Source organism: Amycolatopsis tolypomycina (assembly GCF_900105945.1).
GTDB lineage: Bacteria > Actinomycetota > Actinomycetes > Mycobacteriales > Pseudonocardiaceae > Amycolatopsis > Amycolatopsis tolypomycina.
This window is the reverse complement of the sequence record NZ_FNSO01000004.1, coordinates 7,531,972-7,546,020: the sequence shown is the minus strand read 5'-3', so window position 1 is coordinate 7,546,020 and position 14,049 is coordinate 7,531,972. Positions and strand designations below refer to the sequence as shown.

Here is a 14,049-nt window from a genome sequence, read left to right as displayed (position 1 = left end):
GAGTAATGCGTAACTCGGTCAGTGGTCGTAGGCGGTCAGTGATCGGGTGATGGGTTGGCCGGTGGCGCGGTTGTGCCAGATGGCGGCGGTGAGGGCCAGGAGGCGTTGGGCGACGCGGACGCCGACGCCTTCGATGGTGCGTCCACCGTGCTGTTCCAGGTTCAGCTGGCCCTTGAGGGTGTCGTTGACCGACTCGATGAGCTGGCGGATGGACTTGAGCAGCGGCTCACCGGGATGCGGCTTGCGGTTGCGGTAGGACGGCCGGATCAGCCGGACCCCGCGCTCGGCCAGGAAGCGGTCCAGTTCCGCGGAGACGTAGCCCTTGTCGGCGATGATCAGCAGCCCCGGACGTTCGGTGAGCAGGTGGGGTTCGTGGTCGCAGATGGCCATGAGCACCTGCCGCTCGTCGACCTTCGGGTCGGCCAGCGCCCAGGCGACCGGGAGTCCGGCCGGGGTGCAGACCAGATGCAGCCGCAGTCCCCAGAACCAGCGCGAGTGGGAGCGGCAGAAGCCATACTTTGCCCACCCGGCCAGCTCCGAACGCTGGACCGTGGGTCGGGATCGGCCGCATTCGACCGGGGTGGAGTCCACGATCCAGGTGGTGTCGGTCCACAAGTCCGTGTCCGCCGCCAGCCAGCGCATGACCTGCTTGATCAGCGGTAACGCGGCGCGCAGGCGTCGGTTGTAGCCGGATTGGCCGGGTAGGTAGCGGAACGCGCCGGGCATCCGGGCGGGCAGGAACCGCAGCCAGCGGGCCTCGGAGGTGAACCCCAGCAACGCCTGGGCCACGGCCAAGGTCACCAGCTCCGCGTCGGTCAGCTTCGGCGGCCTGCCCACCCGCCGCCTGCCGGCGAGGTGGTCGTCGATCTTGACGTAGAGTGCGGTGAGAAGGGTGTTCAGGTCTGTCGTCACAAACCGATCTTGAACACCCTTCGCCCATCTCCAGCCACCACCCAGACTTACGCATTACTCGTCTAGGCCGGCCACCGGGTTCCCCGGTGGCCGGCTGCTGTCCTCATGCGCCGGTGCGGCGCTGCCGGAGAACCGGCTTTCCTTGCCGCCCTCGGGTTTTCACGGTGTTTAGCTGGGGCAGCGTGCGCTCGATCCGGCCGCGTTGGCCGAGGTGGTTCACGGGTTTGCGCAACAGGGACTCCTTTTCTTCGAGGGGTGTGGTCAGTTGTGGCCGGCCCACTGGACGAACTGGACGACGACGCCGTTGGGGTCGGTCACCTGGAACAGGCGCTCGCCCCAAGGCTCTTCCCGCAGCGGCATGGTGATCGGCGCGCCCGCGGCCCGCAGCCGCTTCTCCTCTTCGTCGAGGCCTTCGGTCACCGTGTAGGCGAGGATCAGTCCGCCGGCGCGCTGGTCACGCTGCTCCGGCGGCAGTACCTCGATCCCGCGGGCGAGCAGCACGACGTCGAAGGCGTCGGAGCGGGACAGGGACGCGAAGCCCTCGGCGGCCTGCTGGACGGCGTACCCGAGGTGGGTGGTGAAGAACTCCTGCGACGCGGCGACGTCGTCGACGGTCAGCGAGACGGTGGAGGCGGTGAACTGCACGAGGCTCCTCGGTGGCTCGTCGTAAACTTGCTACCGACGTAAGATTGGCCAGGGCGACGAAGGTGTGTCAACATAAATTTGCTACGAGGGTAAGATTGCGCCATGACTACCGAGACCGGCGGGCTCCGCGAGGCCAAGAAGCAGGAGACGCGGCAGCTCATCTCCGACCACGCGACCAGGCTGTTCATCAACCAGGGCTTCGAGCGGACGACCATCGCCGAGATCGCCGACGCCGCCCGCGTCGCCAAGAAGACCGTCACCAACTACTTCGCGCGCAAGGAAGACCTGGCCCTGGACCACCAGGAGGAGTTCGCCTGCTCCCTGGCCGAAGCGGTGGCCACGCGCTCGCCGGGCGAATCGGTGCCGGCTGCGCTGCGCCGCGCGTTCGCCGAGGCCGTCGCCACCCGCAACCCGGTCGCGGGCTTCTCCGGGCCGGAGTTCGCCCGCATGATCGCCGACAGCCCGACACTGACCGCGTGCCTGCGCGGCCTGCACGACCAGCGCGAACACCGGCTGGCCCAGGCGCTGGCCGAGGCCGCCCGGGTTCCCCCGGACGACATCGCCGTCGAGACCGCCGCCGGGTTGCTGGGCGCCGTGCACCGGGTGCTGTTCCAGCGCATCCAGGCGCTCACCCTCGCCGGGCACCCCGCCGACCGGATCGCCGACACCGTCGGCGCCGAGGCGGCCCGGGCGTTCGACCTGCTGGAGACCGGGCTGGCCGGCTGGCCCTACACCCGCGTGCAGGCGCCCGGGTGAGTTCGTTAGCGTGGCGAACTATGGCGAAGGCAATTGTCGGGGGCTATGTCGTCCCCATCGACGGCGATCCCATCGAGGGCGGCACGGTCCTGATCGACGGCGGCAGGATCGTCGCGGTCGGCACCGAGGCGGACGTCGACATCCCGGAGGACGCCGAACTGGTCGACGCGGCCGGCACCTGGGTGCTGCCGGGCTTCTTCGACGCCCACGCCCACCTCGGCGTCCACGAGGACGGCGAAGGCTGGGCCGGCAACGACACCAACGAGATGACCGACCCGAACGGCGCCCGCTTCCGCGCGGTCGACGGCATCGACCCGTACGAGCCGGGCTTCGACGACGCGCTGGCCGGCGGTGTCACGAGCGTCGTCATCAAGCCGGGTTCGGGCAACCCGATCGGCGGCCAGACGATCGGCGTCAAGACGTGGGGCCGCAGCGTCCTCGACATGACGTTCGCGGAGCACGTCAGCGTGAAGAGCGCGCTCGGCGAGAACCCGAAGCGCGTGTACGGGGACAAGAAGCAGACGCCGTCGACGCGGCTGGGTGTCGCGGCGATCCTGCGCGAGGCGTTCACCAAGGCCCGCAACTACCAGGCGAAGCGCGCGCACGCCCAGGCCGAGGGCAAGCCGCACGAGGTGGACCTGACGCTGGAGACGCTGTCGAAGGTCCTCGACGGCGAGCTGTACTGGGACCAGCACGTCCACCGCGCGGACGACATCGTGACGGCGATCCGGCTGGCCGACGAGTTCGGCTACAAGCTGGTGATCAACCACGGCACCGAAGGCCACCTGATCGCCGACCTGCTGGCTTCCCGGGACGTCCCGGTGATCCTCGGCCCGCTGTTCACCACGAAGTCCAAGGTGGAGCTGCGCAACCGCACGCTGCGGTCGGCGGGCATCCTGGCGCGGGCCGGGGTCAAGATCGCCATCACGACGGACCACCCGGTGATCCCGATCAACTTCCTGGTGTACCAGGCGGCCCTGGCGGTGAAGGACGGCCTCGACCCGGCCACGGCCCTGAAGTCGCTGACGATCAACCCGGCGACGATGCTCGGCCTGGACGACCGGATCGGGTCGCTGAAGCCGGGCCTGGACGCCGACGTGGTGCTGTGGAGCGGAGACCCGCTGGACGTGATGAACCGCGCCCTGCGCGTGTTCGTCCGGGGCGACGAGGTGTACCACTTCGACGAGTCGATCGGCGAGGGCGTGTCGAAGGACCGCAGGTACCGCGAGGCCCGCTGAGTTTCGGGCGGCACGCCGGTGACCGGGCGGTTCCGGCGTGCTGCCCGATCAGTCGAGGAGGGCGGTCAGGTCGATCTTGACGGGGAATGGGACGTCGGTGGCGAAGGTCCCGGTGACCGCGGCGGCGTCCATATAGCCGAACTCACCGGCTTGGTGACACGCGACCAGCGAGATGGGGTCCGTGATGTCGATGATCCAGTAGTGCGGGATTCCGGCGTCGGCATACTCGTCATGCTTCACGTGGTAGTCGGTGCGCTTCGAGCCCGGCGACACGAATTCGACGACCACGACCACCTCGTCGGCGCGATACATGTCGCCTTCTTCATCCACGCGAGCACTTGCCTCGCGGGTCGTGATCACCAGATCGGGACGGCGCGAAAACCCCGGCTCACCGCGGGGCGCCAAACCGAGATCCACGTCGACGTCCGGGGTGAAATCGAGTTCCGGGGGCAGCTGGGATTCCAGCTGCCGGCCCAACATCCAAGCCGCCTTGTTGTGCTTTCTGCTGGGACTGGGGGACATCACGATGCGGCCTTCCACGAGCTCGGTGAAACCTGTGTCGGTTTCACCGAGCGCCGCGTACTCCTCGATCGTCAGCAGGTGATCAGGGATCTCCAGCCAGCGAGCGGGGCCCGGCTTGGGAAGTGCGATCACAACGTCTCCTCACGTCGCCCGGCATTGTCTCACGACTCAGGTGCAACCATGAGTGACCGTATCTGTACCGAGCGTGTGACACCTTTGCCTCGAACCGGCGAACTATCCGCTCTCTCAAGGGATCAACGCGTCGAGATCGAGCCGCGCCGGGAAGGGCAGCTCGGTCACGAACGTCCCGGTGACCGCCGGTGCGTCGACGTAGCCCGAACCGCCCAGCCGGCACGCGATCACCGACACCCGCTCGGCCAGGTCGACGATCCAGTAGTGCGGAATCCCCGCGTCCGCGTACTCCGCGTGCTTCACCCGGCAGTCCGTCCGCTTCGAGCCCGGCGCCACCACCTCCACCACGAGCAGCACGTCGGCCGCGCGCAACAACCGCTCGCCGCGGTCGAGTGCGGCGCGGCCGAGGATCAGCAGGTCGGGGCGGCGGGCGAAGCCCGGGCCGTCGTCCGGGCTCAGGCCCAGGTCCAGGTCGTTGGCGACGACGAACGCGAGCCCCGTGGGCAGTTGCCGCTCGAGGGCCGCCGCCAGCAGGCAGACCGCCAGGTCGTGCCGTCGCCCGGACCAGGGGCAGGTCACCACCCGGCCCTCCAGCAGCTCGGTGAAACCGACGTCGGTGCCACCGAGGGCCGCGTACTCCTCGATGGTCAGCAGATGACCGGGCATGGCGTCACGCTAACCGTCACCGATGAGCGACAGCGGTCGCTGGATCGAGCTACGCGTTCTTCAGCTCGCGGGCGATGACCACCCGCTGGATCTGGTTGGTGCCCTCGAAGATCTGCGGCACCTTCGCCTCCCGCATGTACCGCTCCACCGGGAAGTCCCGCGTGTACCCGGCGCCGCCGAGGACCTGGACCGCGTCCGTCGTCACCTTCATCGCGCCGTCCGTCGCCACCAGCTTGGCGATCGACGCCTGGCGCTGGAACGGCATCCCGCGGTCGCGGCGCCGGGCCGCGTCCAGGTACAGCGCCCGGGACGCCTCCACCGTCGCCGCCATGTCCGCCAGCAGGAACTCGATGCCCTGGAAGTCGATGATCGGACGGCCGAACTGCGAACGGCCCTTCGCGTACGCCACCGCCTCGTCCAGCGCGGCCTGTGCCAGGCCCACCGCGCAGGCCGCGATCCCGAGCCGGCCCGAGCTCAGCGACGACAGCGCGATGCGGAGCCCCGCACCCGGGGCGCCCATGAGCCGCGACGCGGGTACGCGCGCGCCGTCGAAGATCATCTGGGCGGTCGGGGAGCCGGTCAGGCCCATCTTCCGCTCGCGCGGCGCGGCCGAAAGTCCCGGCGTCGACGAGTCGACCAGCAGGCACGAGATCTCGTCCGAACCGGTGCGGACCATCGTCGTGTAGAAGTCCGCGACGCCCGCGTGCGTGATCCACGCCTTCGTGCCGTTGACGACGTAGTCGGAGCCGTCGAGGCGCGCGCGCGTGGACAGCGCCGCCGCGTCCGAGCCCGCGTTCGTCTCCGACAGCGCGTACGCGCCCAGCAGCGAGCCTTCGAGCATCTCCGGCAGCCACTTCTCGCGCTGCTCGTCGGTGCCGTACTCCGCCAGCGCGTAGCAGGACATCGTGTGCACCGACAGCCCGACGCCGACCGTCATCCACGCCGTCGCGATCTCCTCCAGGACCTGGAGGTAGACCTCGTAGGGCACGGCGCCGCCGCCCCAGCGCTCCGGGTAGGGCAGGCCCAGCAGCCCGGACTTGCCGAGCAGGCGGAACTGCTCGCGGGGGAACTGCTCGGCCTCTTCCGCCGCCGCCGCGCGGGGCGCGAGCTCGTCGCGCGCGATCTCCCTGGTCAGCGCGACCAGTTCCTCCGCCTCCGATGACGGCAGCAGGCGTTCGGCGGGCATCTTTGTCCTCCCAAACTGTACTGAAACCAGTACTCCAGGATGGTTCAGAGTACAGTACGACAGGCCTGGGGTGGCCGGAAGACGTAGGAGATAGTGAGCCGATGCGCCCCGAACCCCGCCGACGCCCGACCGCGCGCCAGCAGGTGCTGCTCGGCGACCTCGAGGTGCTCTTCCTGGCCGAGGGCTTCGCCGCCTTCACCCTCGACGACCTCGCCGGCCGCCTGCGCTGCTCGAAGTCGACGCTCTACGCGCTCGCGCCCAGCAAGGAGCAGCTCGCCGTCCGGGTCGTCACCGGGTTCTTCCGGGGCGCCGCGGAGCGGATCGAAGAGCGCATCGCCGGCATCGACGACGCGCGCAAGCTCATCGGCGAGTACCTGGCCGGCGTCGCCGAGCACCTCAACCGCGCGTCCGCGGCCTTCATGCGCGACCTCGCCGAGTTCGGCCCGGCGCGGGAGGCCTACCAGCTCAACAGCCGGTTCGCCGCGCGCCGGCTGCGGCAGTTCATCGACAAGGGCGTCGCCGACGGGGTGTTCCGCGACGTCCACGCCCGGCTGGTGGCCGAGATGACCGGGCTGATCATCGAGGGCATCCAGACCGGCGTGCTCGGCGGGCGGACCGACGTCTCCGACGCCGAAGCGTTCACCGCTTTGGGGGAACTGCTCCTCGGTGGCCTGAACAAATAGCGGACAGGAATTGTCAGCCGGAACTCCATTAAACTCCCGGCGTGATCGTCGTAGGCGGAGAAGCTCTGGTCGACCTGGTTCCCGGCGACCCCCTGGATTCCACTGTGGACGGTGGGCTGCGCGCGCTGCTGCCCCGGCTCGGTGGCGGCCCGTACAACGTGGCGCTGGCCGCCGGGCGGCTCGGCGTGCCGTCGGCGTTCCTCTCGCGCGTTTCCACCGACCGCTTCGGCGAGGCGATGGTCGAACGCCTGCACGCCTCCGCCGTCGACACCTCCCTGCTGCAGCGCGGCGACGAGCCGACGACGCTGGCCGTCGTGGCGCTCGACGCGAAGGGCGCCGCGCGCTACTCGTTCTACGTCGAAGGCACCGCGGACAGGCTCGTCGCGGATCCGGGTCCGCTGGCCGAAAATGTGACAGCGCTCTCACTGGGCACGCTCGGCATGGTCCTCGATCCCGGCGCTTCGGCGTACGAAGCGATGCTGCGGCGCGAAGCGGCCCGCGGCGTGCTGACCGTGCTCGACCCCAACATCCGCGAAGCGCTCATCGCCGACCCGGCCGCCTACCGGGCCCGGTTCGCGTCCTGGCTGCCGGACGTCCGGCTGCTGAAGGTCTCCGACGACGACGCCGCGTGGCTCACCGGCGGCGCCGACCCGGTGGCCGCGGCGAAGACGTGGATCGAGTCCGGTGTGGACGCCGTGGTGCTCACGCGGGGTGCCGACGGGCTCTCGGTGATCACCGCCGCAGGTGAGCTGGCCCACGTGCCGTCGCGAAGGGTCACCGTGGTCGACACCATCGGCGCGGGCGACACCGTGCACGGCGCGCTGCTGGCCTGGCTGCACACCCGCGAGGTCGCCGACCTGGCGACTCTCGACGCCGACGGGTGGCGCGAGGCCCTCACCTTCGCGGCGAAAGCGGCTTCGATCACGGTGTCCCGCAGCGGTGCCGAGCCGCCCACGCCCGCCGACATGGCAGCCACCGTGTGAACCTGGTCCCAAACGGGGCCTCCAGCGCAACGTCACCGCTGCGCAAAGGCGGGTTTCTCGACTAACGTTGAGGGGCATTCTTCATACCCCAGCGGGGCGGTGTGCAGCGAGGCGCCAGTGTTTCCTCGCGTGAACACGTGGCTACCTGTGGAACGTACAGGCGCCGCCGGCCCGTGCCCAACGTGAGAGGGACTTGCATGTCCGACGCGACGACTGCGGGGCAGTCCGGCGGAGAAACCGCGAAGCTGACCCTGCCGAGTGGCGAGCACGAGTTCAAGATCGTCCACCCGGTCGAGGGCGCGCCCGGGATCGAACTGGGGAAGCTGCTGGCGCAGACGGGGTACATCACCTACGACCCCGGTTTCGTCAACACCGGCGCCGCGTCGTCCGCCATCGCCTACATCGACGGTGACGCCGGCATCCTCCGGTACCGCGGGTACCCGATCGAGCAGCTGGCCGAGAAGTCGACCTTCGTCGAGGTCTCGTACCTGCTCATCTACGGCGAGCTGCCCACGCAGACCCAGCTGGCCGACTTCACCGAGAAGATCCAGCGGCACACGCTGCTGCACGAGGACCTCAAGGCGTTCTTCAGCGGTTTCCCGCGTGACGCGCACCCGATGCCGGTCCTGTCCAGCGCGGTTTCGGCGCTGTCGACCTTCTACCAGGACTCGCTCGACCCGTTCGACGAGCCGAACGTCGAGCTGTCGACGATCCGGCTGCTCGCGAAAGTGCCGACGCTGGCCGCGTACGCGTACAAGAAGTCCGTCGGCCAGCCGCTGCTGTACCCGGACAACTCGCTCGGCCTGGTCGAGAACTTCCTGCGGATGACGTTCGGCTTCCCGGCCGAGCCGTACGACGTCGACCCGGACGTCGTCAAGGCGCTCGACCTGCTGTTCATCCTGCACGCCGACCACGAGCAGAACTGCTCGACCTCGACCGTGCGCCTGGTCGGCTCGTCCGAGGCGAACCTGTTCGCGTCGATTTCGGCAGGCATCAACGCCCTGTTCGGCCCGCTGCACGGCGGCGCGAACGCCGCGGTCCTCGACATGCTCGAGGGCATCCAGAGGGACGGCGGCGACGTCGCCAAGTTCGTGGAGCGGGTGAAGAACAAGGAAAAGGGCGTGAAGCTGATGGGCTTCGGGCACCGGGTCTACAAGAACTACGACCCGCGCGCGAAGATCATCAAGAACACCGCGGACGAAATCCTCGGCAAGCTGAAGGGCGGCGACCAGCTGCTCGACATCGCGAAGAAGCTCGAAGAGGTCGCGCTTTCCGACGAGTACTTCATTTCGCGCAAGCTGTACCCGAACGTGGACTTCTACACCGGCCTGATCTACCGGGCGCTGGGCTTCCCGACGAAGTTCTTCACGGTGCTGTTCGCGCTGGGCCGGCTCCCGGGCTGGATCGCGCACTGGCGCGAGATGATCAACGACCCGGCCACCAAGATCGGCCGCCCGCGGCAGATCTACACCGGCCACGCGACCCGGGACTACATCCCGATGTCGGAGCGCTGATTTCCGGACGAAAACGCCCCGCCGTGCACCCGCACGGCGGGGCGTTTATCGTTTACCGTCGTGACTCGAGAAGCGCCGGTCGTCCTGTGGTTCCGCCGTGACCTGCGGCTCGGCGACCACGCCGCGCTGCTGGAGGCGTCCCGCCACAGCAAGCACGTGCTCGCGCTGTACGTCCTCGACGAGGCGCTGCTGAAGCCCGGCGGCGCGCCGCGGGAGGCGTTCCTGTACGGCTGTCTCGAAAAGCTGAACGACCAGCTCGGCGGCCGCCTGATGCTGGTCCGCGGCGACCCGGCGACCGAGGTCGTCCGCGCGGCGCGCGCGATCGGCGCGGCGGCGGTGCACGTCAGCACCGACACCGGTCCGTACGGCCGACGCCGGGACGCGGCGGTGGCGAAAGCGTTGGCGGAGCACAACATCGACTGGGTCGAGACGGGTTCGCCGTACGCGGTGACGCCCGGCCGCGTCACCAAGCCGGACGACAGCCCGTACCGCGTCTTCACCCCGTTCTTCCGCGCCTGGACCGCCCGCGGCTGGCATTCGCCCGCGGACACCGGACCGTCCCTTGTGGACTGGGTGGCGCCGCCGCGGTCCCTGCGTGTGCCGCGTCCACCGAAGGTTTCCGCTTCGCTGCCCGAGCCGGGCGAGCAGGCCGCGCTGGCGGTGTGGCACGCGTTCCTCGACGACGGCATCGAGACCTACGACGAGGATCGCGACCGCCCGGACCGCGAAGGCACCACGCGGCTCTCGCCGTACCTGCGCTGGGGCTGCATCCACCCCCGCACGATCCTGGCCGACCTGGCCGGCGACGACCGGCCGGGCGCGAAGTCGTTGCGCAGCGAGATCTGCTGGCGCGAGTTCCACGCCGACGTCCTGTGGCACCGCCCGGAAACGGCCCGCGAGAACTACGACAAGCGGTTCGACGGAATGGCGTACGACGACGACCGCGAGGCGTTCGCGCGCTGGTGCGAGGGCCGGACGGGCTACCCGATCGTGGACGCGGGCATGCGCCAGCTGCTGGCGGAGGGCTGGATGCACAACCGGGTGCGGATGGTGGTGGCGAGCTTCCTGGTGAAGGACCTGCACCTGCCGTGGTGGCTTGGCGCCCGCCACTTCATGAAGCACCTGGTGGACGGCGACCTGGCCTCGAACCAGCTGAACTGGCAGTGGGTGGCAGGCTGCGGCACGGACGCGGCCCCGTACTTCCGCATCTTCAACCCGACGACGCAGGGGGAGAAGTTCGACCCGCAGGGGGATTACGTGCGGAAGTACGTGCCGGAGCTGCGTTCCGTCACGGGCAAGGCGGTGCACAAGCTGAAGGACCGCCCCGCGGACTACCCGGAACCCATGGTCGACCACGCGCACGAGCGCCAGGTGTCCTTGGAGCGGTACGGAAAGATCACGTCGTGAGTGTTTAGGCGGGTTAGAACGCGCCTGAACACTCACGAGCGGTTTGACGCGCCACGCGACGGCCAGCGCGGGATCGCCGGTGCGGCTCCGCTCGATCCGGTCGACCGTGAAACCCTCGCGCCTCGGTCAAGTCGGGGATTCGGCTCAGGCAGGCCGCGACCAGGACGCCGCCGCCGAGCAGCCGGCGGGCCCGCTCGACGAAAGCCTTGCTGCCCGTGACGGGCGCCGAGGCCCGTGCTGAAGCAGGCTCGTGGAACGGCTCCTGCCGAATCTTTGCTCGCCCAACAAGAGGTCGCCCCCCAGGGGGCCCCCTGATTTCACGTTACCGCAGGGGTCTGACAGTTTCGGGTGGCCAGCGCCGGCCGAAGCGCTGGCCACCCGGGGTGCAACTACCGGTCAGCAGGCCAAGTGGACCGGACGTACGCCTCGCCGAATCGGCGGATCGCGCCGACGTCACCGGACCCCGCCTGCACCTCAGCCACGCAGGGCCTCCGACAGCTTGATCCGGCTGCCGATCCGCAGCACGCTGTTGCCGTAGATCTTGCCGCCGAGCCAGGTCAGCACCGCCACGAGGGCGACGGTCAGGCCCAGCGACAGCCCGATCTCCCAGCCCGCCGCCGCGCCCGTCGAAATGCGGGCCGGCATGAGGATCGGGGACAGCAGGGGGATCAGGGAAACGATCTTCGTCGCCGAGCCCGCCGGGTTCTGGACCAGCAGGTTGAACCCGGCGATGAAGCCGACCACCAGGATGATGTTCAGCGGCCCGACCACCGACTGGGTGTCTTCCTGCCGCGACACCAGCGACCCGAGCGCGCCGTAGACCGTGGCGTACAGCAGGAAGCCCAGCAGGTACCAGAGCAGGCCCCACAGCACCGCGCCCGTCGCGAAGCCCGACAGCGTGAACACGCCGGTCGCCGACGCCGCGCCCAGGCCGACCACGCCGAGGATCACCAGCTGGGTCAGGCCGACCAGGCCGAGCCCGATCACCTTGCCCAGCAACAGCTGCCACGGCCGCACGCTCGCCAGCAGGATCTCCACGACGCGGCTCGACTTCTCCTCGACGACGCCCTGGGCGACCATCATCCCGTAGGTGATGATGCTCATGTACAGCAGGAACGCCACGACCAGCCCGACGACCAGCCGCTGCGTCTGGTCCGCCGGCTGCGGCGAAAGGGCGTCGTCGCGCACGTGGGTGCCGTTGACCTTCGCCATCACCTCGGCCGGTTCCAGCTGCGCCGACGACAGCACGCCGTCGAGCACCTGCTGCTGGGCGACCTGGTCGAGCACCCGGCGCAGCTCGCCGTCCAAAGAGGACTTGTAGGTGGCGGTCAGCTGGGCCGCGCTGCCCGAGACGAGCGCGTCGAAGTCGCCGTCTTCCACCTTCTTCCGGCCCTCCGCCGGATCGGTGACGGCGACCGTGGTGATCTCGCGGCCCGAAAGCGCAGCTTCGGTCTGCAGCTGCCGGGCGATCCCGATCGCCTGGCCGGTCAGCCCGACCGTGTTCTTGTCCGACGAACCGGCCAGCGACGTCTGGAAGAACACGTACCCCAGCAGCAGCACCAGCAGGACGCCGGTACCGACCACGAACGACCGCGTGCGCAGCCGCGTGTTCAGCTCGCGCTTCATGACGAGCCAGACGGCCCGGCGGCCACTCAGCGTCCTCATCGCTGTTCCCCCTTCTCGGACACGGCGTCGCGGAACAGCTCGGTGAGCGACCGGCGACGGCGGCTGAATTCGGTGACCGGCCCGGTCGCCAGCGCGGCGGCGAGCACGGCCTGGTCGTCGGCGCCCGGTTCGAGGTCGAGCACGGTGGTGGTGCCGTGCTGCTCCAGCACGCGCACGCCGGGCAGGTCCGCGGCCCAGCCGTCGGTCGCGGCCGGCGCCGTCACGACGAGCTTGCTGCGCGCGCTCGCCGTCAGCTCGGCGACCGTGCCGACCGCGACCATGCGGCCGCCGCGGATGATCCCGACCCGGTCGCACAGCCGCTCGACGAGGTCGAGCTGGTGGCTGGAGAACACCACCGGCACCCCCGCGGCGGCCTTCTCCCGCAGGACACCGCTCATCACGTCGACGGCGAGCGGGTCGAGGCCGGAGAACGGCTCGTCGAGCACCAGCACCGCGGGGTCGTGCACCAGCGCGGCGGCCAGCTGGACGCGCTGCTGGTTGCCGAGGGACAGCTTCTGCACCTCGTCCTTGCGGCGTTCGGCCAGCCCGAGCCGGGTGATCCAGTTTTCGGCGTTGCGGTGGGCTTCGTTCGCGCTCAGCCCGTGCAGCTCGGCCAGGTAGACGAGCTGGTCGAGCACCTTCATCTTCGGGTACAGCCCGCGTTCCTCGGGCATGTAGCCGATGTGGGTGCGCGTCTCGTGGGTGACGGGCTTGCCGTCGAACCGGACTTCACCGCCGTCGGCGGCGAGCACGCCCAGCGCGATCCGCATGGTGGTGGTCTTGCCGGCGCCGTTGCTGCCGACGAAGCCGAACAGCTCGCCGGCGCGGACGTCGAACGAGACGCCGTCCAGCGCGACCTTGGCGCCGTAGCGCTTGGAGACTCCGTCGATCTCCAGTGTCCCCTCAGGCATTCCCCATCCCCTCCTCGAAATCCTCGGGGTCGTCGTCCGGCAGCGACCAGCCCAGCACGATGGCCGGGATGGTCGTGCCGGTGACCAGCAGCGCGGACAGCATCATCGCGCCCTGCGCCGCGGTGCCGGCGACGACGAGGCCGTAGAACATCGCGATCAGCATCAGGTAGCTGAGCGCCTGGTAACCGATGTAGGTGACGCGGTGGCGCCACTCGCGCTCGCGTTCGTCCAGCAGGCGCGAGAAGCTGCCGCTCATCCGCCCGGTCAGGATCCGCAGCGTGATGAAGGCGAACCCGCCGACGACGAGGCCGGTGAGCCAGCAGGCGGGGAAGACCCACCGCGGTTCGGCCTTGAACTGCGTGGCCCCGGCGACCAGGACGAGGTCGGCGGCGATCAGCACGACGACCAGGGCCCGCCGGTGCTTCCTGGTCCGCCAGCCGGGCAGCTTCCGTGACCGTTTCCGTTCGGCTTCCTCGAGCTTGTCGAGCTGGCGTTCCCAGTAGGCCGCGAGACGGCCCGGTTGCTCGGTCATGCTCCCCCCTCGCGGTAGACCTGGGTGGACAGCGGCGTGAACGGCTCGCGGCTGAAGACCGCCTCGACGGGCAGGTCGAACACCGCGCAGATCCGGAACGCCAGGTCCAGGCTCGGATAGTGGTCGCCGCGTTCGAGCGCGCCGATGGTCTGCGGGTTCACCTCGACGGCGCTCGCCAGCGCGGCTCGGGTCATCCCGCGCTCGGCCCGGAGCACGGGAAGCCGGTTGTAGATCGGCAGCTCTTTGCCGCGTCTGACCGGGCTCATGGAACGTACTGTTGCAAAAACCCAACGAGAC

General features: G+C 69.6%; 15 protein-coding genes. 6 read left to right on the top strand and 9 right to left on the bottom strand.

The window, feature by feature from the left end:
* Window positions 1–18: 18 nt before the first annotated feature.
* Together BLW76_RS44420 and BLW76_RS44415 are read right to left on the bottom strand one after the other, a co-directional pair.
* Entirely contained in the window at window positions 19–912 is an 894-nt protein-coding gene (locus tag BLW76_RS44420) for an IS982 family transposase (protein WP_091318385.1), read from the bottom strand.
* A gap of 261 nt (window positions 913–1,173) precedes the next feature.
* Window positions 1,174–1,557 (bottom strand): VOC family protein, encoded by a 384-nt coding sequence (locus tag BLW76_RS44415; RefSeq protein ID WP_091318384.1) that lies wholly within the window; start codon window positions 1,555–1,557, stop codon window positions 1,174–1,176.
* A gap of 102 nt (window positions 1,558–1,659) precedes the next feature.
* Between BLW76_RS44415 and BLW76_RS44410 the strand changes: the two genes are divergently transcribed.
* Window positions 1,660–2,313 carry a TetR/AcrR family transcriptional regulator gene (locus BLW76_RS44410; protein ID WP_091318382.1) on the top strand — a complete coding sequence of 218 codons (654 nt, stop codon included), beginning with the start codon at window positions 1,660–1,662 and terminating at the stop codon, window positions 2,311–2,313.
* A gap of 20 nt (window positions 2,314–2,333) precedes the next feature.
* Entirely contained in the window at window positions 2,334–3,551 is a 1,218-nt protein-coding gene (locus BLW76_RS44405) for an amidohydrolase (protein WP_091318381.1), read from the top strand.
* A gap of 48 nt (window positions 3,552–3,599) precedes the next feature.
* Here the strand turns inward: BLW76_RS44405 and BLW76_RS44400 are convergent, their stop codons facing one another.
* The 3 genes from BLW76_RS44400 to BLW76_RS44390 all read right to left on the bottom strand — a co-directional run bounded on the left by BLW76_RS44400 (window position 3,600) and on the right by BLW76_RS44390 (window position 6,057).
* The gene (locus BLW76_RS44400; protein ID WP_091318379.1) at window positions 3,600–4,205 is read right to left on the bottom strand and encodes a Uma2 family endonuclease; all 606 of its coding nucleotides are present in this window, start codon (window positions 4,203–4,205) and stop codon (window positions 3,600–3,602) included.
* A gap of 114 nt (window positions 4,206–4,319) precedes the next feature.
* The gene (locus BLW76_RS44395; RefSeq protein ID WP_091318377.1) at window positions 4,320–4,871 is read right to left on the bottom strand and encodes a Uma2 family endonuclease; all 552 of its coding nucleotides are present in this window, start codon (window positions 4,869–4,871) and stop codon (window positions 4,320–4,322) included.
* A 49-nt stretch (window positions 4,872–4,920) separates the two neighbouring features.
* Window positions 4,921–6,057, bottom strand: coding sequence for an acyl-CoA dehydrogenase family protein (locus tag BLW76_RS44390; RefSeq protein WP_091318376.1), 1,137 nt, complete (start codon window positions 6,055–6,057; stop codon window positions 4,921–4,923).
* 101 nt (window positions 6,058–6,158) lie between these two features.
* Here BLW76_RS44390 and BLW76_RS44385 point away from each other — a divergent pair, with 101 nt between their 5' ends.
* From BLW76_RS44385 to BLW76_RS44370, 4 genes are all read left to right on the top strand, one after another.
* A complete protein-coding gene (locus BLW76_RS44385; RefSeq protein WP_091318374.1) occupies window positions 6,159–6,740 on the top strand; it encodes a TetR/AcrR family transcriptional regulator in 582 nt (193 codons plus the stop codon).
* Window positions 6,741–6,781: 41 nt separating this feature from the next.
* Entirely contained in the window at window positions 6,782–7,723 is a 942-nt protein-coding gene (locus BLW76_RS44380; RefSeq protein WP_091318372.1) for a carbohydrate kinase family protein, read from the top strand.
* 197 nt (window positions 7,724–7,920) lie between these two features.
* Complete coding sequence (locus tag BLW76_RS44375) at window positions 7,921–9,237, top strand: citrate synthase (protein ID WP_091318371.1); 1,317 nt, start codon at window positions 7,921–7,923, stop codon at window positions 9,235–9,237.
* A gap of 60 nt (window positions 9,238–9,297) precedes the next feature.
* The gene (locus BLW76_RS44370; RefSeq protein ID WP_091318369.1) at window positions 9,298–10,644 is read left to right on the top strand and encodes a cryptochrome/photolyase family protein; all 1,347 of its coding nucleotides are present in this window, start codon (window positions 9,298–9,300) and stop codon (window positions 10,642–10,644) included.
* Window positions 10,645–11,118: 474 nt separating this feature from the next.
* Here the strand turns inward: BLW76_RS44370 and BLW76_RS44365 are convergent, their stop codons facing one another.
* The 4 genes from BLW76_RS44365 to BLW76_RS44350 are packed head-to-tail and all read right to left on the bottom strand — an operon-like array spanning window position 11,119 to window position 14,018.
* Window positions 11,119–12,309, bottom strand: a complete 1,191-nt coding sequence (locus BLW76_RS44365; RefSeq protein WP_091318367.1) for an ABC transporter permease — start codon at window positions 12,307–12,309, stop codon at window positions 11,119–11,121.
* Entirely contained in the window at window positions 12,306–13,220 is a 915-nt protein-coding gene (locus BLW76_RS44360; RefSeq protein ID WP_091318365.1) for an ABC transporter ATP-binding protein, read from the bottom strand. Before BLW76_RS44360 ends, BLW76_RS44365 begins: the two co-directional genes overlap by 4 nt.
* Complete coding sequence (locus BLW76_RS44355) at window positions 13,213–13,752, bottom strand: hypothetical protein (protein ID WP_091318364.1); 540 nt, start codon at window positions 13,750–13,752, stop codon at window positions 13,213–13,215. Before BLW76_RS44355 ends, BLW76_RS44360 begins: the two co-directional genes overlap by 8 nt.
* Window positions 13,749–14,018, bottom strand: a complete 270-nt coding sequence (locus tag BLW76_RS44350) for a helix-turn-helix transcriptional regulator (protein WP_043776467.1) — start codon at window positions 14,016–14,018, stop codon at window positions 13,749–13,751. The genes BLW76_RS44355 and BLW76_RS44350 overlap by 4 nt, the downstream gene beginning before the upstream one ends.
* Window positions 14,019–14,049: the final 31 nt, after the last annotated feature.